At 58.3% G+C, this 20,348-nt stretch carries 16 protein-coding genes and 1 pseudogene; 3 read left to right on the top strand and 14 right to left on the bottom strand.

Going from position 1 to position 20,348, the window contains the following annotated elements:
- Positions 1 to 282: 282 nt before the first annotated feature.
- From GA0061102_RS21600 to GA0061102_RS21545, 12 genes are all read right to left on the bottom strand, one after another.
- Positions 283 to 2,115: a glycosyltransferase family 2 protein gene (locus GA0061102_RS21600; protein ID WP_092853052.1), complete on the bottom strand. Its 1,833-nt coding sequence runs from the start codon at positions 2,113 to 2,115 to the stop codon at positions 283 to 285.
- Positions 2,112 to 3,098, bottom strand: coding sequence for a UDP-glucose 4-epimerase GalE (gene galE / locus GA0061102_RS21595; RefSeq protein WP_092853050.1), 987 nt, complete (start codon positions 3,096 to 3,098; stop codon positions 2,112 to 2,114). The genes GA0061102_RS21600 and galE overlap by 4 nt, the downstream gene beginning before the upstream one ends.
- Positions 3,098 to 4,111, bottom strand: coding sequence for a UDP-glucuronic acid decarboxylase family protein (locus GA0061102_RS21590; protein ID WP_092853048.1), 1,014 nt, complete (start codon positions 4,109 to 4,111; stop codon positions 3,098 to 3,100). Before GA0061102_RS21590 ends, galE begins: the two co-directional genes overlap by 1 nt.
- 555 nt (positions 4,112 to 4,666) lie before the next feature.
- Positions 4,667 to 5,005 carry a slr1659 superfamily regulator gene (locus GA0061102_RS21585; protein WP_092853046.1) on the bottom strand — a complete coding sequence of 113 codons (339 nt, stop codon included), beginning with the start codon at positions 5,003 to 5,005 and terminating at the stop codon, positions 4,667 to 4,669.
- 26 nt (positions 5,006 to 5,031) lie between these two features.
- Positions 5,032 to 5,580 carry a slr1658 superfamily regulator gene (locus GA0061102_RS21580; protein ID WP_167668037.1) on the bottom strand — a complete coding sequence of 183 codons (549 nt, stop codon included), beginning with the start codon at positions 5,578 to 5,580 and terminating at the stop codon, positions 5,032 to 5,034.
- 3 nt (positions 5,581 to 5,583) lie between these two features.
- Entirely contained in the window at positions 5,584 to 7,944 is a 2,361-nt protein-coding gene (locus GA0061102_RS21575; RefSeq protein ID WP_092853042.1) for a SpoIIE family protein phosphatase, read from the bottom strand.
- The gene (locus GA0061102_RS21570; protein WP_092853040.1) at positions 7,941 to 9,116 is read right to left on the bottom strand and encodes a class I SAM-dependent methyltransferase; all 1,176 of its coding nucleotides are present in this window, start codon (positions 9,114 to 9,116) and stop codon (positions 7,941 to 7,943) included. Before GA0061102_RS21570 ends, GA0061102_RS21575 begins: the two co-directional genes overlap by 4 nt.
- Entirely contained in the window at positions 9,113 to 9,628 is a 516-nt protein-coding gene (locus GA0061102_RS21565; protein ID WP_425348555.1) for a ubiquinone biosynthesis methyltransferase UbiE, read from the bottom strand. The genes GA0061102_RS21570 and GA0061102_RS21565 overlap by 4 nt, the downstream gene beginning before the upstream one ends.
- 35 nt (positions 9,629 to 9,663) lie before the next feature.
- The gene (locus GA0061102_RS21560) at positions 9,664 to 11,367 is read right to left on the bottom strand and encodes a putative bifunctional diguanylate cyclase/phosphodiesterase (RefSeq protein ID WP_092853036.1); all 1,704 of its coding nucleotides are present in this window, start codon (positions 11,365 to 11,367) and stop codon (positions 9,664 to 9,666) included.
- 592 nt (positions 11,368 to 11,959) lie between these two features.
- Entirely contained in the window at positions 11,960 to 13,174 is a 1,215-nt protein-coding gene (locus tag GA0061102_RS21555) for an MFS transporter (RefSeq protein WP_208858683.1), read from the bottom strand.
- A gap of 12 nt (positions 13,175 to 13,186) precedes the next feature.
- On the bottom strand, positions 13,187 to 14,011 hold the full coding sequence (locus GA0061102_RS21550; RefSeq protein ID WP_092853034.1) for an aldo/keto reductase: 825 nt from the start codon (positions 14,009 to 14,011) through the stop codon (positions 13,187 to 13,189).
- A 20-nt stretch (positions 14,012 to 14,031) separates the two neighbouring features.
- Positions 14,032 to 15,015, bottom strand: coding sequence for a TIGR03571 family LLM class oxidoreductase (locus GA0061102_RS21545; RefSeq protein ID WP_092853032.1), 984 nt, complete (start codon positions 15,013 to 15,015; stop codon positions 14,032 to 14,034).
- A gap of 87 nt (positions 15,016 to 15,102) precedes the next feature.
- Here GA0061102_RS21545 and GA0061102_RS21540 point away from each other — a divergent pair, with 87 nt between their 5' ends.
- Complete coding sequence (locus tag GA0061102_RS21540) at positions 15,103 to 16,020, top strand: LysR family transcriptional regulator (protein WP_092853030.1); 918 nt, start codon at positions 15,103 to 15,105, stop codon at positions 16,018 to 16,020.
- Positions 16,021 to 16,170: 150 nt separating this feature from the next.
- Here the strand turns inward: GA0061102_RS21540 and GA0061102_RS21535 are convergent, their stop codons facing one another.
- Entirely contained in the window at positions 16,171 to 17,568 is a 1,398-nt protein-coding gene (locus tag GA0061102_RS21535; RefSeq protein WP_092853028.1) for a helix-turn-helix domain-containing protein, read from the bottom strand.
- A 142-nt stretch (positions 17,569 to 17,710) separates the two neighbouring features.
- On the opposite strand from GA0061102_RS21535, the gene GA0061102_RS21530 reads away from it, so the two are divergent.
- Positions 17,711 to 19,303: an isocitrate lyase gene (locus GA0061102_RS21530; protein WP_092853171.1), complete on the top strand. Its 1,593-nt coding sequence runs from the start codon at positions 17,711 to 17,713 to the stop codon at positions 19,301 to 19,303.
- Positions 19,304 to 19,533: 230 nt separating this feature from the next.
- Here GA0061102_RS21530 and GA0061102_RS21525 read toward each other — a convergent pair whose 3' ends face one another.
- Positions 19,534 to 19,953 (bottom strand): hypothetical protein, encoded by a 420-nt coding sequence (locus GA0061102_RS21525; protein ID WP_245298100.1) that lies wholly within the window; start codon positions 19,951 to 19,953, stop codon positions 19,534 to 19,536.
- 136 nt (positions 19,954 to 20,089) lie between these two features.
- Between GA0061102_RS21525 and GA0061102_RS21520 the strand changes: the two are divergent.
- A pseudogene (locus tag GA0061102_RS21520) lies at positions 20,090 to 20,348 on the top strand (IS110 family transposase); the annotation flags it as partial.

Genomic DNA, 20,348 nt, shown 5'->3' with positions numbered 1-20,348 from the left:
TCCCGTATTGTGGTTGGGATGAGCTTGTCGCCGCTGTCGCCATAGCCCGCTGTCGGTGTCGTTGTTTGGATGTTCCCCTCAAGCTGCCATGCCTGCTTGCTGACTTGTCATTGGCTGGGACACGAAGGCCGATTTGCCTGGCGGCTTCATAGTCCTTCACGCCGGCGACGCGGCTACTCGGTTCGGCGAAGTCCGTGCCGCGGTCCAAGCCCATATATTCGGTTCCAGTAACTGCTATTTTCATTTGCGTTCCCGCCAATAGCGTCCTTCCCGTCATGAACCTCAGTTATCCGTATCCTTCACGAACCAGTTCAGATTGAGCACCATCCTGTGCAGTCCACGACCGCCGCTCCCGGCTCCGGCCACAGAAAAGCGCTCCTCGAACAGCACGTATCCATCTCTATTCCAGGCCAGTGATTGAATTCCGTCGTGGCCGCGCTCGACGATGCCGGCAAAAGGCAGGGCCATCAGGGCAAGCAGGCCGCTGGCGAGCGCCGGGCGATAAAAGCGCACGTTATCGCTGACCGAGTTTTCGCGAGCGTGTTTAATGATGATGACCAGCAGCAACAGCGTGTAGATGGCAGCATTCATCGTTGCGAAAACATAGAAGCCGCCAGCCTCACTTGCATTGTTGACCAACAGCACCGGCACCATGGAGACCAACGAAAGCACGGCATAGGGTGCCAGAACGCGAAACGGTATCGGATCCACGTCGGACGTTCCCTTTGGGGTGACGCGGAAATCTACGAAGGATCCGGTTGCCCAATCGCGAATGGCTGCCAGACCGCCCACAAGAGCCCAAGGCCAGCGGGCAAACAGGAACAATGTCATCTCCCAGCTCAAGATCTTGGCATCGAACGGTCTGAATGTACGAGTGCTGCGCCAGCGATAGGCAAACAGGATCAACAATACAGACTGCGGCAGAAAGTGAACCAGGAAACCAGGGTAAGAGACATCAACGAAAGTCTTGCCTCTGGTCAGCGCAATCATAGGCAGGATGAACATCAACGCCATAAAGAGTGAGAAGAGGGAATACCACAGCTGAGAAAACAGAAACTGGATCCTCAGACGCATCGGTAGCCGCGGGAGCAAAGTCGGAGAATACTGCAGCAAGACCATCATCAGGCTGCGCGACCATTGAAACTCCTGCGTGATGAGATCGGAAAAGGTGCGCGGACCATCGCCGTGAGCAATGGCGTCGAGCGCATGAACGCCACGCCAGCCGTGTGCATTCATCATAAGCGTGGTGGAGTGATCCTCCGCCAGTTCGGGGCCAAGCCCGCCAATGCTGCGCAGGGCTGTGGTGCGAACGGCATAGTGCGAGCCGATGCAAAGCGGCGAGAGCCCGCTGTTGAAGCCCGCCTGAAGCGATCCATGCATGCTGGCTTCCGCATAAAGGCGGCCGCGGGCGGACCAGCTCGTGCTGGCATTCTGGTCGCAGATGCTCGGTGCAGATACATAGCCAACTGCCGGATCGGCAAAGGGGCGAAGCATCTGGAAAAGATATCCTTGCTCGGGAACGTGATCGGCATCGAGTTGTACGACGAAGTCATAGCCTTCGTAGCCGTAGTGATCGTAGAAGAAAGCAAGGTTACCTTCCTTGCAGCGGGTGCGCCGCGGCCAGGTCTGGCGGTGATAGTCTTCGCGTCCCTTGCGGGTGGAAACCTGGACGCCATGTTTGCGGCACCAGTCGAGCGTCGAGGGTGACGGATCCTCATCCGCAAGCCAGGTATCGTGCGGCACATCTTGCTCAAGCATGGCACACAATGTGCGGGCGACCACCGCAAAAGGCTCGGATGGCGCTTTCGTGACAACCATGGCGACGCGGCTGCCGGCGGGCAGCCGCAAGCGCCCGTTCGGTTTTTGAGCGCGAAAGAAGACGATGATGAAATAGGCCGGAATGATCGTCACCCAAGCGAGCACCAGGGTCAACAAGACCGACCCTACAGGGTCGACATGGTGGGCGGGTGTAAACCACCAGCTCCAGAAATAGACGAGTGCGGCAAGCCACAGCGTGGCGCAAACGGCATATTCCGCGCGCTTGCGACCCTGCAGGATCGGCGTCATCAACGCCTCGTCTTTCATCACCTGAGCTCGTGTCCGGATCGATGTCATCCCCGCACCTCCAGCCCGAAGAAGGGAGCTGCGGTCCGGATGATCGTTTCGATGTCCGAATGAACAGCGCGGAAGCCGAGTTTTTCAGCAGCGAGGTCAGACGCTGCATAGAGGGTAGGGGGATCGCCGGGACGACGCATGCGCATGGCGACGGGGACCTCACGACCGCAAACGCGCTCGATCGCGCTCACAATCTCCTTGATCGACGTGCCGCGCCCGGTTCCCAGATTGACGGCAAGATTTTCGCCACCTGCCAGCAGATATTCGACCGCCAGCACATGCGCCCTGGCAAGGTCCGTTACATGGATATAGTCACGGACGCATGTGCCGTCCGGCGTGTCGTAATCGCTGCCATAGACATCCAAAGTCTCGATCGCGCCGCCGGTTGCCAGCAAGGCGCGAGGAATGAGATGCGTTTCCGGATCATGCCATTCGCCAAGCTCCTGTTCCGGATCGGCGCCCGAGGCATTGAAGTAACGCAAAGCCACATAATGCAGTCCATAGGCGGCCGAATAATCGGCAAGCATATGTTCTGCAATCAGCTTCGTCCTGCCATAGGGATTGATCGGCTGCGGCGTTTCGCTTTCGCGGATCGGCAGGCGGGTCGGAATTCCGTAGATCGCGCAGCTTGATGAGAAGATCAGCTTGTCCGTTCCGACGCTGCGGGATGCTTCCAATACCGATAGCGTGCCGCCGACATTGTTGGCGTAGTATTTTGCGGGATTCTCTACGGATTCCCCGACATAGGCAGAGGCGGCAAAATGGATAATCGCCGCGGGTCTGTGACTTTCAATCACGTCGGCAAGACGCCGCGTGTCGAGAATATCCCCTTCCACGAAGGGTCCCCAGCGCACCGATGTCCGGTGTCCAGTCGACAGGTTGTCGTAGACGAGCGGCTCGAAGCCCTGCTTATGGAGGAGCTTCGCAGTGTGGCTGCCGATGAAACCGGCGCCACCCACGACGAGTATTTTTTGCCTGGTCATCACACAACCTCGAGGAGCTCGCTGCTGGGACGAACCAGTTGACGCTCAAAATAGGCAATGGTGGATTTCAGGCCCTCTGCCAGGGAGACCGACGGCTCCCATCCCAATTCCCGCTTTGCGCTCGAAATATCGGGCCGGCGTTGGCGCGGATCGTCGATCGGCAGGGGCTTCTGGACGATCTTCGACGAGGATCCGGTCATGGCGATGATCTGCTCGGCAAGGTCGCGCACAGTGAACTCGCCTGGATTGCCAAGATTGACGGGCGTATGGATAGTCGTCTGATTGCCCATCAGTCGGATGAAGCCTTCGATCAGATCGGTGACGTAGCAGAACGAGCGCGTCTGCGATCCGTCGCCGTAGACCGTAATGTCTTCGCCCTTGAGCGCCTGAACGATGAAATTGGAAATGACGCGGCCATCGTCGGGGCGCATGCGCGGTCCATAGGTATTGAAGATGCGCGCAATCCTGATATCGACGCCATGTTGGACATGAAAGTCGCGGAACAGCGTTTCGGCGGAGCGCTTGCCTTCATCGTAGCAGGAGCGGGGACCGAAGGAATTGACGTTGCCCCAATAATTCTCCGGCTGCGGGTGCACCTGTGGATCTCCATAGATCTCCGAGGTCGAAGCCTGGAAAATGCGCGCTTGATGAAGCGTGGCGAGCTCCAGCAGATTGAGCGATCCGAAAACGCATGTCTTCATCGTATGGATCGGATCTGCCTGATAATGCGGCGGTGAAGCCGGGCAAGCCAGATTGTAGATTTCGCTGACCGGCAGATCGAGCGATGCGATGATGTCGTGGCGGATAAAACTGAACGTATTGTAGCGCAGCAGATGCCTTAAATTATCCATCCGCCCGGTTGAGAAATTATCGACGCAAATGACTTCGTTACCATCTTGCAAAAGTCGATCGCAAAGATGTGACCCAAGAAATCCTGCGCCTCCTGCAACAAGAACCACACGTCTCTGTGTATTCTTCGGAGTTATGCTTGCGGATTTGAACGCGATGCCCATAAAACCCTCCCGGAAATCTAAACACACAGCCGAGCATGCAAGGAAAACAGAACTTCTGTCCTTGTATGAGGCGTCCACAAATTGGAATTATTTCTGCAACTTGGATTTCAGTTTACTAATATTTAACTATGCTGTCGTTATCAGGGAATTCGGACTCTTTACATTCTGTCCATTTTTGTATCTCGAATTTTGATTCGCTGAGCGTCAGAAAAATATAATGTAAATCTTTGTTTATACTGAATTCTTTGCGGTAAACTAAGGATGTATTCTTTAAGGTTTAGTTTAATTTTACGTATTCTGGTTTTGAAGATAATATATCCCCGTCTGGTGGAAAAACGCGCGAGGCTAGGGAGAAGGCCGGAGACGACCGAGTTCACACAAACAGGTATGTCACGCTGTGTGGTGGCGTGCTTATCCACAGGTTTTGCGTGCGGATCGCCAATTTTGCCGCTTCGATCTCGATTTTATTGAAGCGCCTGAGCAAACGGGCATTCGAAAGCTCTGCGCAATTCTCAACGCAAAACTTTCTCCTGGTCCGATAATGAGCGGCCATTGCTAGGTTAGACGCAAATCCAAGTGTGGGTGAAGCTTCTTCAGGTTTGGCAGCGATTTCATCTGCCAGGGAATTTGCGATGAGCCGCATACGGTAAGGTGGACGTCCGGATTCTTGCGCGCCTCTATCGTCAGCTTGGCGAGCAGGTTAATACCCGAAGAGTTCAGAAACTGCAGACCGGTCAGATCGAAAGTTGCCTTCCCACTGCCTCCATGAAGGATCGTCCTGGCCAGATCATAGACCGGTGCATAGGCGTCGGGACCTGCAAGCCGCATCGTCCCATCAAAATACAAGGTGCTGCCTTCGGACCAGACGCGGAATGCTTCTTCTTTAATTTCCATGAAAGGGGCCTCTTGCGTGTTGACGACTATGAAATTGCCATGGTGGCATAGGTCTGTAGTTTAGTCCGCTTATGCAGACCATCCTCATCGAAACGCCAGGCCAATTGAACCTGATAGTCGCTCATCAAAGTCAACAGTCCTAACCCGGACGCATTGCCGCCTGCAAGAACGTTCGCCTCAATCTGTTGTATGAGGAGGTCGCTGGGATCGCCGCCCGTCACCTTCAGCAACAGCTGCTGGAAGCGGGCTGTCGCATCGTGGTCGATCAGGTTGGCAATCCGCATCTTGAAACTATGCGCCTCCGTCAGCGCTTCGATAACGATCTCGCCAGAAACACGGAACTTGATGGAGTTTTCAATGAGCTCGTTCGTCAGATAGCCGATATCGTGCCGCGCCATCTTGTACTGGCGCTCGGAAGAACGGAAGTCGAGCGCCATCGTCTCTGCTATAAAGTCCGATGTCATGGCCGAATGCCGCCATGCCAAATGAAGCGGCCCGTCGAATAGGCAGATCCGCAGGGCGTTGGCAGCGTCGAACGAAGCTAGATGTTGCATGCCAAATGTTGCAGTTTTCATCTCTCACCTATGTCGCATCACCACAAGAGTAATATCGTCATGGATCTTCTGCGTGCCGATGTAGGTCATCAGGTGGTCGAGTATGCCTTTGACCACTTCCTCGGCGCTCCCGCCATGCAGGCGGCGGGCGTCCTCCAAAAGCCTTTCGAAGCCGAACAGTTCGCCCTTTAAATTTTCCGCCTCGGTCACGCCGTCGGTATGCAGGACGATCATGTCGCCCTTTTCGAAGGCGATTTCCCGCGTAGCGATGAAGGAGGCTATATCGGGTTCGAGACCGACCGGAAAACCGAGATCCCCGGTTTCGATCCGCTCCACCCTGCCGTCCTTGCGAACGATGATCATGTCTTCGTGCTGGCCGGATATCGTCAGCCGCTTGCCGTCATAGTCGAGGAATGACAGGGTGAGGTGCTTGTCCGTTCGCGTGCGTTCGATGTTCTTGAAGATCGTACGGTTGAGATCCGCCAGGAATTTTGCGGGATCCATTTCGCCGGCTTCTTGCAGTGCGCGCGCGATCGACTGCACCATCAGCATCAGCACGCCGCTTTCAAGTCCGTGCCCGGTCACGTCGCCAATGCCGATCTTTAAATTGCTTCCATTTTGCAGAACATCGTAGTAGTCGCCTCCGACTTCGTCAGCCGGCCGCATATAGGCGGCAATTTCCATGTTCTTGTTTGCCGCAAGCTCCTTGGCGCGCGGCAGGACCATGAGCTGGATCTGACGGGCGACATTGAGTTCGGCAGCCAGCCGCAGATTTTCGCTCTTCAGTTGGCCGTTGAGGATTGAGATCTCCTCCTTGGCCGCCTCGATCTCCTGGGTCCGGTCAGAAACGAGCTTCTCGAGATTCTCGGTGTGGAAGCTGATGTCTTCGGCCATGCGGTTGAAGGCAATGCCAGCTTCACCGACCTCGTCCTGGGTCGAAATATCGACCCTGACGGAATAATCCTTGGCCTGTATGCGCTTGGCGGCGGTTGCCAACGCGCTGATGCCGCCGGTGACGCGCTTGGAAGCGGCAAAGACTGCCGCCGTGACGATCATCAGCGACACCAGAACCGCCATGATCTGATAGAGCAGGATGCGATTGGTCGCGCGTGATATCTCCTCCTTGGCGGCAATGAGCGAAGCGTAGATCTCGCGCTCGGGCACGACTATTCCAAGCGACATGACCTCGCGCTGTATAGGCCCTTCCACCCAGAGATTGGTGGGGCGCAACTGCTTGATGACCACGAGATAGGGGACAGCCTCTCCCTGTTCGGTAAGGGAGATGTGCTGGATGACGCCGTCTGCATCGAGCGGCAGCGTCGTGACGGCCTTCTGCAGGCTGTTGCGCAACGATCGGTCAAGGCCGGTGACCCCTTTTGCCGCCGCGTCGCTCGCAGCACGCAGGCCTAAGGTTTTTTCACCGATGGGATTGATAGCGACGACATTTCCATTCGACATGGTCAGGAAGCCGAAGCCGCTTTGGGCGACTTTCACGTTCTCGACGATTTCGGCCAGCTGGGTGAGAGTGATATCGGCACCGGCGGCGCCAGCGACGTGCTGCCGATCCGAGGTCCAGAGCGGATGGAAAAAGCTGACGATCAGCTTTCCGGTGATAGCATCGGTGTAGGGGGCTGTCTGGGTAATGTAATCGGCAACGGGGCGCGATGATGGGCTGGAGGCCCACTGCTGCCAGGATTCATAAAGACCCGGGAAGAAGAAGGTCCAGAAATCCGCGCTGTTGTGGCCAGGGTAGAGCTTGTCGAAGGTCTGCGCCTGCGTCGTATAGGGCGCCGTCCGGAAGATCGGACGCTCCCTCGGGCCGATATAGTACATCTGCAGCTTCGATGCGCCATTGTGCAGCAAGGACGGCGCAACCAGGTCCAGCACGGCGCTCCATTCGATGTCGGCCTGAACCTGGGGTAGGGGGCGGTGGTCCTTGTCCAGCAGATAGCCCCACACACTGATGACGGATGGTGTTCCGGGGGCGTTTTGCGCCCACTGGCCAACCGGGTCATAGGTCACCGTGACGGTGCCGGGAGAGGCCTTGTCCATCGCAGAACCAATAGCCCCACTTCTTGTGGGGTCGTCGATTTGCGCTTGCAATACGCCGGCGAGCGCCTTCACATCGGAGTGGACCTGATTGATGAGAAGGCCGACCTGGGTGGCCGTCGAGTTCACGTAGGAGCTGATGTAATCCTGGCTCGCCTTCTCAAGGCCTTGCCCGACTTCGGTCGTCGCGTTGCGCGACAGGCGCTGCACGTTCCAGAGAGCAAGGCCGCCGCTGACCATAAGATCGAAAAGAACGGCTCCTCCGACGACGATCAGAAACTTGGCGCGAAATGAGCGCAATCCGAGTCTTCGCTTGGCGCTTGTCGTTTCCGTCATAGCGGCTTCTGCCCCGATGTGGCCCAGATCGGCCAGCCGGCATAGCCTCTTGGGTGGAGCGCTGCGAAGATATGATCGGCAAAGCCCTGCTTGAACTTTTCTATGAACGCAGGTGAATCACCTCTTCTGACCGCCATTTCATCGGCGTAGACATTTTGCCATGCGGTGATGATATCGGCGAAATCCTGGGGATCGCCGTCAAGATTGGTGACCATAAAGCTTTCCATTCTCACGTCCGTGAATCCGGCATCCAGCAGCATGCGGCGACCCTTCGGGCCCATCTCGACATCCATATCGAAATGGGCAAACAGTTTGGCGACTTCGGTGTAGGTCCACTGGATGCTGTCGGCTCTTGGTTCTCCAAGGCAATGGGAATTCTTCTCATTGGTGATGTAGACCCTGCCGCCAGGCTTGCATATGCGATACAGCTCCCGCAGCAGGACATCGGGGCGGTCGAAGATCTGCAATGAATGCCTGCAGGTCACGAAATCGAATTGATCGCTCTCGAACAACATTTGGGATGCGTCGCCATAGGTGTATTCGATATCCCGGACATCGAAGTCCTCTGCCACCTTGCGAGCATATTCCAGGCTGGGTATCGAATGGTCGAGTGCGACGATCCGCGCCGGTTTGAAGCGCTTTCTCAACAGCATCGCAAAATCGCCGATGCCGCAGCAGATATCGGCGACCTGCATTCCCTCGCGAAGGCCATGGCGCGGCAACATCTCGCGCTCATGCCGCCACGTCATTTTTGTCTGCGTCCTGAGGATCGGTATGAAGCTTTGGTTCTCAACGAATGTCTGGCCGGGATAAAAGGCGGAATCGTAGATGTCGACGACGATGTTGGGCGAAAGGTCGCTCAAATGGCGAAACAGGCGCGACGCCCAGGCAACGACACTGGAAGCGATGACCGTCAGCTTGAGATCCGGCCTGGATCGGGTCGCGTCGAGCAGCACATGCGTCAAGGCACGGAATGCCGTGTTGTTCATATGAGTGACGCGCTTCAGATTAATATAGCAGACGCCGTTTACTGTTTCGATGCCGTTGCGCAGCAAGGCGAGATCATCCGCAAGCTCGGCAACCGAATGCGGCCTAAGGACGCCCGATAGCGAGAACTCCTGATTGTTGGCATCGAATTGCGCCGTGAAGCGGTCAGACGAATGGTTGCTCAATTGAGGAGCCTTTCGAGTGCTAGATCCACCACAAAGGTCAACATCCCAGCATCCTGTTCAGACAGCTTGATGTTGGCATCGTAATTGATCGCAAGGCCAAGAAGGATTGCATGCTCGGCGCGCACGGCGTCATTGGTGATGACATCTAGATAGTTTGCGAGCGCCTGGCCGCTTCCTATGCGCTCAACGATCGCCTCGTAAAAGCTGCGCTGCTCAGCCGAGCAGGGGAGGGTCAATTCGATCCGCTCGGTTGAACCATTTCGATGGAAGCGGCAGGTAAGGGCGCCGGTGGATTCCTTGGTATGGAAGGACAACTCGAAGAGTTCGTTCAAGGCAGCCGAAAGCAGATTGGCATGGCGGATGGGATCGTGACGATCGTGGCTGACCATGCGGGCCACATAGGCGGCGCATTGGTCGCAACGCAACCAGTCCGCCCCCAGGGTCGCCATTTCCATCTCCATCTCCAGCAATGGTTCGAAAGCAGCATCCGCTTGCAATTCCATAGTATCCACGTGAGAAACTCCTGAATGAAATGGGTTTCAGAAATTTACGGTTCGGCGCGAAGCTCATCGAAGGTGGTAGGCGGCTGACTGCGGGTGGCCTGCCCGATGAAGGCATCAAGCCTGTCGGCGCTGAGCGGGGGACTGATGCAATAGCCCTGCAATCGATCGCAGCCTTCCTTGTGGAGCCAGGTGGCCTGTTGCTGTGTCTCGACACCCTCTGCGGTCACCCGCATATCCAGACCGTGCGCAAGACCGATCACGGAGCGTACGATGGTTTGGCTCTTGGTGTCCTGCATGAGATCCCTGATGAAGTACCGGTCGATTTTGATCGTATCGAAGGGAAAATTCTTGAGGTAGCTGAGCGAGGAATATTCAGTACCGAAGTCGTCGAGCGAAATCTGTATCCCGAGCACGTTAAGCGTGTTCAGCGTATCCAGATTGTTGATGGTCCGCTCCAGCAACACGCCTTCGGTGATCTCCAGCTCCAGGCGCTCGGCAGGAAATCCAACGATGTCGAGTGTTTGCGAGATGCGATCGGTAAGGCCAGGCGTCAGGAACTCGGCCGGCGAAAGGTTGACCGCAAGGCTGTAGTGCGGTGGCCATGCAAGAGCTTCGCGGCAGGCCTCCTCCAGCATCCACTGGCCGATTTCGCGCATGAGACCATCGGCTTCGGCCATGGGAATGAAAGCTGCCGGCGGAATGGTTCCCAAGGTGGGATGCCGCCAGCGTAGCAGCGCCTCAAAGCCCACCACCGTGGATGGAGGTTCTACCAACGGCTGATATTCGATGAAGAATTCATCCCGCTGGAGTGCCACGCGCAAGCTGCGCCGCAGCAATTCCCTCTGCTCGACCACGATCAGCATGCCCGGATCGAAGGTGCGCGCCCGTCGACGTCCCTCCTTCTTTGCCGCATAAAGCGCAACGTCGGCAGCTTTCATAAGCTGCTCGCTTTCGTTACCGTCGCGTGGTGCAATTGCGATCCCGACGCTAACGCCGACGAAGAGGGAGATGCCGCTGACGGTGAAAGGCTTCTTGAACTCCGTAACCAGCGTTTCCGCCAGCCTTTCTGCTTCGAAGGCCTGCTGCGGCCCGGCCTGGATGATCGCGAACTCATCCCCGGCCAGCCGGTAGACGGTCCCGTCCCGACCCAGCGTTTCCCTGATCCTTTCGGCGGCGAGTTTCAGCACGATATCGCCGGCACCATGTCCAAGAGTGTCGTTGACGGGTTTGAAGTCATCAAGATCGAGCTGCATGAGCACAGGCCCGATCCTGCCGCTCGCCGGAAGCAGTTGCGCCAGTTCCGCGCTGAACTGGCGACGATTGGGCAATCCAGTCAGGGCATCATGTGTCGCCTGATGAATGAGCCGGGCTTTTTCATTGTCGTCGGATGACAGGCTCCCGTCGGCACTTGCGCGGTTGGTTTCGATAATCAGCAGCCCCGTCCGGATATAAGAGACAAGGAAATTGCACTTTCCCTGCTTCGGAACATCGATCTGGATCGTGCGGGGCTCGCCGGTATCGATTACCTGCCGGATGAGCGCGGCAAGCGCCGGCTTGGCAAGCGCCGGATAGGCTTCCCACAATGTCACCCGTTTCCGAGAGGCAAGGCCGATATGCTCCTTAAACTTCTTGGAAGAATCGAGCAGTCTCAGGTCGAGGTCCCAAAGTGAGATCATCGCCTCTAAACCGTTGTCAGATTCGGATTCTCCTGGAACTTGCTGCGACCGATCCACTCGGTTCTCCGGCATATGGCCTCGTCCTCCCGTGCCCGCCACACAAAGTCTGACCGCCATCCAGTTTGAGCTGGCCTATTCGCATCGGAGATTGCGCATCAGCAATCGCATCAAGCGTGTAGGCGCAGTTCGTAACTTACCAGAACATGGCAACTGCTTTAAGCGAATATATTACGAGACGTTTATTTAGCAATGATTGCTAGGGTGTATGCTGATTAAAAGGATGGTCGGCGCCATCGTCCTGCTCCATTCTCGAGCAGAAATGGTTGCGTCATCTTTATTGGTATCGCATAGATTGTAGTGTTTCGTCGGCCGAGGCGGCCGTGACGTAAAGTCCCTGCCGGACGAAAGGGCAGGCTTTCCGATTCGTTGCCATTGAGTGGCAAAATGCGGCCATCTTCGGATGGCGCCATGTGATTCGGAAAGATTAGGCCTGCCTTGGTGCTCGGCCGCGAATTTCAAAGCAGGAAGCGGTGGTTTCCAGGAGACGAACGGATTGAGCTTGCAGCTACAGGAGCTGCCGGAAGCGACGTAGGTGACCGGATAGACCAGGTTCGCTACGTCGCCCGGCGTGGGCTTGGCTTGCAAGACGCGCAAAAGTCCAGCTTCAGGCGCTACGCACCTTGAGTTGCCTCGATTTCTCGCGACCGCCGATCAGCACCAGTGCGAGCCCCGTGGCCGCCAGAAGACCACCAGCGATCGCAACTGCGGCGTAGCCGAGCCCCATGCTGATGACACCTGCCCCAACGGCGGCGCCGAGCGCGTTGCCGAGATTGAAGGCGCCGACGTTGATCGAGGATGCCAAGCCCGGTGCTTCCGATGCGGCTTCCATCACCCGCATCTGCACGGGCGGAACGATGGCGAAGGCGGCAGCGCCCCAGATCAGAAGACCGATCGCTGCTCCCGTATGGCTGGGGAAAACCAGCGGCAGGACAAGCATGATTGCCGCAAGCGCGCCGAGGAATATCTTCGTGGCACCGTCGAGCGACCAGTCGGCCAATCGTCCTCCGAGCCAGTTGCCGATCGTGAAGCCTACGCCGATGAGGGCAAGCCCGAAGGTCACGAACTTGTTGGACGCGCCGGTGAGCGTCTCGAGGGTAGGGGCGACATAGGTATAGAGTGTGAACATGGCGCCCGCGCCCATCACGGTCGTTGCCATGGAAAGCAGCACGGCGGGTCGAGTGAGCACGCCGAGTTCGCGACGCACGTCCGGCATAGCACCGCGCTCACCCTTCGGAAGGGCGGCCCATAGTGCGGCGATTGCGGCGATACCGATCAATGCCGTTCCGGCAAAAGCCATGCGCCAGCCGATCTGCTGGCCGATCCAGGTCGCAGCCGGCACGCCGCCAATATTGGCGATCGTCAGGCCCATGAACATGGCGGCGACCGCGCTTGCCTGCCTTTCCTTTGGTACGACGCTCGCTGCCACCACGGCGCCGAGGCCGAAGAAGGCCCCGTGGTTGAGGCTCGTGACCAGCCGAGCGGCGATGAGCGTGAAGTAGCCCGGTGCCATGGCCGACATCAGGTTGCCGATGGTGAAGATGCCCATCAACAGCATCAGCGCAGTGCGCTTGCCGAAGCGGCTGAAGGCGAGCGTCATGATCGGCGCCCCGACCATGACGCCGATGGCGTAGGCGCTGATGAGAAGACCGGCCGTCGGGATCGATACGTCGACCCCTTGGGCAATGACGGGCAAAAGCCCCATCGGCGAGAATTCGGTCGTGCCGATGCCGAAGGCGCCGATTGCAAGAGCGAGAAGTGCCCAACGGGCAGACGAGGATGTTTCGGCCGTCGCTGCGGCCGTTGTGATATTGACGTTCATGGTGATTGTTCCTTAAGCGTCCCAGGCCGGAGCGAGGCCGGGAGGGCTGACGATGCGCCCGTCGGGGCGTGCAAGCCCTGCGACGGCAGCCATATCGGTTTCATCAAGTGTGAAGTCGAAGATCGCGATGTTTTCGGCCACGCGTGCGGGGTTTGCCGTCTTGGAAAGAGCGACGAAACCCTGCTGCACCAGCCAGCGTAAGCCGACCTGGGCAGCGCTCTTGCCGTATTTGGCGCCGATGCGCTGTAGCACGGCATCCTTCGGCACGGCGCCGTCGGCCATGCCGTAATAGGCGGTGATAGCAAGACCACTATTCTTGGCAGCTGCGACCAGCGCCTTCTGAGGCAGATAGGGATGCAGTTCGACCTGGTTGGTCACGATCGGCGCCTTGGAGCGCTCGATGGATTCCCGCATCTGAGCGATGTTCTGGTTGGAGACGCCGACGAACTTGGTCCTGCCGGCGGCCAGTACGGCATCCAGCATGTCGATCTGCGCGGCGACCGGAACCTTGTCAGCAGGCCAATGCAGGAGAAGAAGGTCGACCTGGTCGACTTTCAGCTTGTCGAGGCTTTCGTCGACCGATGCCGAAAATTTGCTGGGGCTGTAGTTGTCGACCCAGACCTTGGTGGTCAGGAACAGATCTTCACGGCGGGCGCCGGCGCGGCTCAATGCCCGGCCGAGCGCGGCTTCGTTCTGATAGATCTGTGCGGTGTCGAAATGGCGGAAGCCGGCTTCGAGGGTCGCCGGAATAACGCGCTCCACTTCCTCGTCCGACATGCGGAACACGCCGAAGCCGAGGGCGGGGATCACCGCGCCATGAGCGGTAACGGTTTGCATTGAAATCTCCTTTGAAAACGTCAGGCGGCTTTGGCCGAATTGCACTGGTTGAGCGCCGGCATGATGTCGGACGCGATTTCATCGAGAACTTCGGCCGGCGCGCGCCGCGACTGCCGAAGGTTGATCGCGAGATGGTCGACGCCTGCGTCGGCCAGCGCCCGGAAATGGGTAAGAATGGCGTGACGGCCTCCCCGAGCGCCGAAGCGGATCGGCATGAGCGGTGCTGAGGCGTCGCTGTCGAGATCGAGGTGGAACGCGCTGATGAAGGCTGCGCGGTCCGCCGTCGCTTCCGCCCAGCCTGCGGCCTGGGCACGCAGGCGATCGACACCGTTCGGATAGACGAAGCGGCCATCCATATATGCCGCAAGCCAGGCGTCTTCCTGCTGGGCCTGACCGGCGACCACCAGAGGAATGGTTGACTGCGCCGGCCGGGGCAGAAGGTCGAGCTGCGGAACGCGTTTGCCATTGACGGGCAAACCGCCGAGCTGCCAGGCGGCGCGGATATACTCCACCGTCTGCCTGAACATCTCGCCGCGCTTTTCGAAATCGAGCCCGAGAAGCGGGTATTCGACAGGCCGGTCGCCCGAAGCGACGCCGAGGATCAGCCGGCCATTCGACAGCGCGTCGACGGAGGCTGCCGCCTTGGCGATCATCATCGGATGGCGGATCGGCAACACGACCGCGGCCGTGCCAAGCGCTATGCGCCGGGTGATGCCGGCGAGATAGCCGAGCAGGACGAAGACGTCGTGGATGGAGCCGGCGTCGCCCATATTGACCTGATCAAAGACGGGGACGTCGCGCATCCATACCGCCGAGAAGCCGAGGTTTTCGGCTTTGCGGACCAGATCGGCCTGGGCGCTAAGATCCGGAACGCCATGCGGGCGGCCCGAGGCGACGCGGCGTGCTTCGCCGGCCGGCGACCAGTCATTATCAAGCGGCAATTCGATGCCGAGGGTCATGCGTTTGGGAACGCGGATGAGGTCGAGTGCGGATGTGTTTGTCATGAGGGATTAAATAAAGCGCCGGTTCGGGCTTGATAATCCGTCCGATTTCCACATCATTTGTGAAATAAAATCATAGATGAGGCGGCCATGGACAACCGGACCGGAGAGATGCAGGTGTTCCTGCGCGTGGTGGAGACAAGGAGTTTTTCCGAAGCGGCACGGCTGCTGCGCATGACTCCGTCGACCGTCAGCAAGCTGATCTCGCGCGTGGAGGCACGGCTCGGCGTGCGCCTTGTCGAACGCTCCACAAGGCGCTTGTCGCTGACCGCCGAAGGGCAAATCTATTACGAGCGCAGCCAGGCGCTCCTCCAGGACCTCGATCTGATCGAGCGGGAGCTGTCCCAGGGGGCTGCCGCGACTGACGGCACGATCCGGGTCAACGTCTCGGTTGCGCTCGGAGTACTGGGCCTGGAGCCGCTATTGCCGGAATTCTGGGGCGCCTATCCCAATATCGTTATCGATCTCTCGTTGTCGGACGAGATCGTCGATCTTTATCTGGACCGGACCGACATCGCGTTCCGGGTGGGACGGCTCCCCGATTCCGGCATGGTCGCCCGTCACATCGGCACGGCTCGCCGAAAGATCGTGGCTTCGCCTGCCTATCTCGACCGATACGGGACACCGCGCAAGGTCGAGGATCTCTCCCGGCACAATTGCCTGGGTTTCAACTTCCGTCGTCTCGCTCCGGTCTGGCCGCTCAAGGAAAGCGGGCGGATCGTCGACCGCGTGGTGAAGGGCTCGCTGCTTGCCAATAATGGCGAGACGGTCAGACGCATGGCGCTCGCCGGTGTGGGGCTGGCGCGCATGGGTGACTATCATGTGCGAGCCGACCTTGCCGCCGGTCGTCTGGTCGAGGTTCTCTCCGACGCCATCGAGCCCGATCAGGAAGAGATACACGCCGTCTTTCTCGGCGGCGCGCGAATGCCCCAACGCGTCCGCGTCTTCCTCGATTTCATCGTGCCGCGTCTCCAGCGCTTTCTCAGCGAGGAAGCAGTCTCGCTTTAAGAAAATGTGCCGGAAGTTTCTGCGATGATCTCGCCCTTTGGGATATCGGATGGACGTGAAGGCCATGACGTTCTCGTCTGACAATGTATCGTCGGCCATGGAGAGGTATCCCGATCCTCAGATTCGGCGAAGCGGTGCGGTTCCATCGCCCTATGAATCGGAAAAACCGAAAGGCGCTTCAGGCCGGCGGAACGTGTCGGCGAGAATTTGCCGGCCAATGGGTGGCTCCGAGCGTGAGGTGCACGCCGTCCTATGACAGAGACGGCAGGCAATTCCGATTGGCGTTGGAGAATTTGCCTGCTGGTGGTTGCGGCTATAGACGAGCCGTTCGGCATATTGAGCCTCGCAGACCAGGGCGACCGCTCTCTCGACGGTCGCCATATTATAACCTCCGCCCCCGGAGGTCACCGTGCGCGCGATCGAAAAGAAGCGCTGGCCGTCCGGCAATTCGAGCCACTGGGTCACGATCCGGCGCGGGGTGGTGAAAACCTGATGAACGCTCCACAGCGGACAGCCTCCGCCATGGCGGGCAAAGGGAAAGGTACCGCTGTTCAGCCGTTTTGAAACATTGCCGGCGGCATCCACGCGGATGAAGAAAAAGGGAATGCGCTCCTGTCCCGGCTTCTGCAGCGTCGTCATACGATGTGCCGTCTGCTCGAAGCTGGTACCGAACTGCCGCGACAGCATGTCAATGTCATAGCGCCGGTTCTCGGCGGCTCGGGCGAAGGCCGCATAGGGCATGATAATGGCGGCGGCGCAGTAGGCCGCCAGCGCCCTATGTGCCAGCCGACGGCTATTGTCATTCTCGAATTTGGCTTCATTGACCGCCGCCTGAATGTCCTGCTCGAATTCCAGGTAGGCAAGCTGTTGCGCCAATTGGAAATTCTGGCTGGCGACATCAAGCGCTTCATCCAGCAGCAGGTCTTTTCGGTGCCAGTCGAGCCGTCGCAGCGAGCCGGTCATGACATCGGACGGCATGCGCCGGACGCGCAGACCGTGCTGTGTTTTCAGATAGGCGACAAGCCCGCCCGTTTCGGCGATTTTGGCAGACAGTTTTTCGGAGGTAGCATCGAGCAGCGGGAAGCAGTTCCTCCGCGCTGAAAGGAAGTTGCGAACCGCAGCCACCGGATCGCCGGCGATGCCGTCTTCCAACGCTCCCTGCCTGTAATCGGCGATGGCGAATTGCTCCTCCTTATAGGCCGCGTGAAGCCGCAGCATGGCTTCCGCAAAGCCGGGAAAGCTATGGGCGACATCGGTAATTTCCAGCGAGCCAAAATCGATATCCGCCAGGATCGGATCGCGCACCACCGCCTGCAACCGGCTTGCCAGATCAGGCCCCGCATCATTGGCGAATTCATTGAAATCAATCTTGTAGGCCTTTGCCAGCCGCAAGAGCGTTTCGGCGGTAACGGGCCTTTGGTTGCGCTCCATCAGCGCGATATAGGACGGTGATATTTCCAGATCCGCGGCCATGTCCGCCTGTGTGAGGCCCAGGTCGCGCCGCAGGCGACGCAGCCGCGGTCCAAGATAGACGCCTTGCTTTTCCACGCGATCTCCTCCCAGTGCAGCGGCATTACAACATTACAAGATATCTTTGTAAAGTTTGACACGTTGACTTCGTTTGCTCTCCCATGAGGGAAAATCCCGTCATATGTCTTTTGCATCGCAACATGACGAATTTGGAGGAACCATGTCGTACGAAAGCTTGATCGAAAGCGCCGGGAAGCTGATCGGGTCGAACCCGCAATGGACTGGGGTTACGGCTGAAGCGGTCGCCCGCATGCGCCTGCAGAACCGGTTCCGCACAGGCCTGGACATCGCCCGCTACACGGCCGCCATCATGCGCAAGGATATGGAAGCTTATGATCGCGATCCGGCGAAATACACACAATCGCTCGGCTGCTGGCACGGTTTTATCGGTCAGCAGAAGATCATTTCCATCAAGAAGCACTTCGGTTCCACCGAACGTCGCTATCTCTATCTCTCTGGCTGGATGGTCGCAGCATTGCGATCGGAGTTCGGCCCGCTGCCGGACCAGTCGATGCATGAGAAGACTTCCGTTCCGGCGCTGATCGAGGAGCTCTATACCTTCCTGCGCCAGGCCGATGCACGTGAGCTCGGCATGCTCTTCCGCGAGATGGACAAGGCACGCGCCGCCGGCGAAGGCGTCCGCGAAGCCAATCTCAAGCATCAGGTCGCCAATTTTCAGACGCATGTCGTCCCGATCATTGCCGATATCGATGCGGGCTTCGGCAACGCCGAGGCGACCTATCTTCTTGCCAAGAAGATGATCGAGGCCGGTGCCTGCGCCCTGCAGATCGAAAACCAGGTGTCCGACGAAAAGCAGTGCGGCCACCAGGACGGCAAGGTCACGGTTCCGCACGAGGATTTCGTCGCCAAGATCCGCGCCTGCCGCTACGCCTTCCTCGAGCTCGGCGTCGATGATGGCGTCATCGTTGCCCGCACGGATTCGCTCGGCGCCGGCCTGACGAAGCAAATCGCTTTCAGCGCCAGAGAGGGAGATATCGGCGACCAGTACAATTCTTTCCTTGATTGTGAGGAGATTGCCGATGCGACAAGCCTAAACGGCGATGTCGTCATCAATCGCGGCGGCAAGCTTGTCCGGCCAAAGCGGTTGCGTTCCAACCTCTTCCAGTTCCGCCCGGGTACGGGTGAAGACCGCTGCGTGCTCGATTGCATCAACGCCCTGCAGAACGGCGCCGATCTGTTGTGGATCGAAACGGAGAAGCCTCATATCGAGCAGATCGCCGGAATGGTCGACCGGGTGCGCGAGGCCATTCCCAATGCGAAGCTGGTCTACAACAATTCGCCTTCGTTCAACTGGACGCTAAACTTCCGCCAGCAGGTCTTTGACGCGTGGAAGCAGGGGGGCAGGGACGTTACGGCTTATGATCGAGCCAGGTTGATGAGCGTAGAATATGATGAAACCGAGCTGGCGGCCGAGGCGGACGAAAAGATCAGAACTTTCCAGCGGGATGCAGCCGCCCGCGCTGGCATCTTCCATCATCTGATCACCCTTCCGACCTATCACACGGCGGCTCTCTCGACCGACAATCTGGCCAAGGAGTACTTCGGCGACCAAGGCATGCTCGGCTATGTCGCCGGGGTTCAGCGTCAGGAAATCCGGCAGGGCATCGCATGCGTCAAGCACCAGAACATGTCCGGCTCCGACATCGGTGACGACCATAAGCACTACTTCTCCGGCGAGGCTGCGCTAAAGGCCGGTGGCGAGCACAACACGATGAACCAGTTCGCAGCGTGATCGACGCAACCTCTCGAGGGCCGGCATCGCACGGCCCTCGAGAACTTGCACTGCAAGAAGTCGCGTGAATACGAACTCGGAAACAAACCGATGCAGCCAGCCCCAGCATGTAGCCGGGCTGTTTTGCGCAGGAAGACTTCGCATTCTAACGCTCGGCCTGCCGCCAGCTCAATCCTTCCCCATAACCCGGGTAAAACCCACCTAAGCCATAGCGCCTATCTGATCGAACTCTATTTGGGGTCCTCATAGTTATAAAGTGCGCACATTTCAGCGCTGCTCTTGGGCGCGCGCTTGCTCGTGAAGACGGCAATTGCCGTCATTTCCGATCCACCAGCCCACGACGCGACGAAAGTGACGTCGCCGGAGCCGCAGAGTTGATTGCCATTCTGCAACTCCGGATCGGCGGGTTCTTTGACGCGATAGACCGATGCCGGCACGGTTCGGCCATCGACGCTGAAATGATCGGCGACGAGGTCAGAGAATTCGAGCACCTCGCCATTTTCGAACTTGATGCTGAAATCGTCCAGCCAGACGTCGCCGGTGATGCTCATGGCTGTATTGCTCGTCGCCGTATAGTGATCCGCTTGTTGGGCGGATGCTGCGGACGCGGTGAGGATCGCCAGGAAAGAGGAAAGCAGAAAGCGGCGCATTTTAATCCCTGAGGTAATCGCATGAGCGGTTTTGGTTGAGACCCCATGTCCTTGGCCGGCAGGGTGGCTCGTCTCGCATTATGTTCAGAACGAGGGTTAGCTGCAGAGCCAGAGCCTCAAACATAGGAGACGAGCCGTGGTCGATGATATCGCACTTTACGTTGGTTTGGATGTGAGTAAGGAAAAAATCGCGATCGGTCTGGCGGAAGCAGGCCGCAAAGGCGAGGTTCGCTATTACGGCGAAATCGCCAACCGTGCCGATGCAGTGCGCAAATTTGTCGACAAGCTTGCCGGACGTCACGGACGCCTGTGCTTTTGCTATGAGGCCGGCCCGACAGGCTACGGATTGTATCGTCAGCTTTCAGCACTGGGTTATGACTGCCTTGTCGTTGCGC

Source organism: Martinezella miluonensis (assembly GCF_900094545.1).
Lineage (GTDB): Bacteria > Pseudomonadota > Alphaproteobacteria > Rhizobiales > Rhizobiaceae > Rhizobium > Rhizobium miluonense.
Note: the sequence above shows the minus strand (reverse complement) of the source record. Positions and strands in the feature narration are given on the sequence as shown.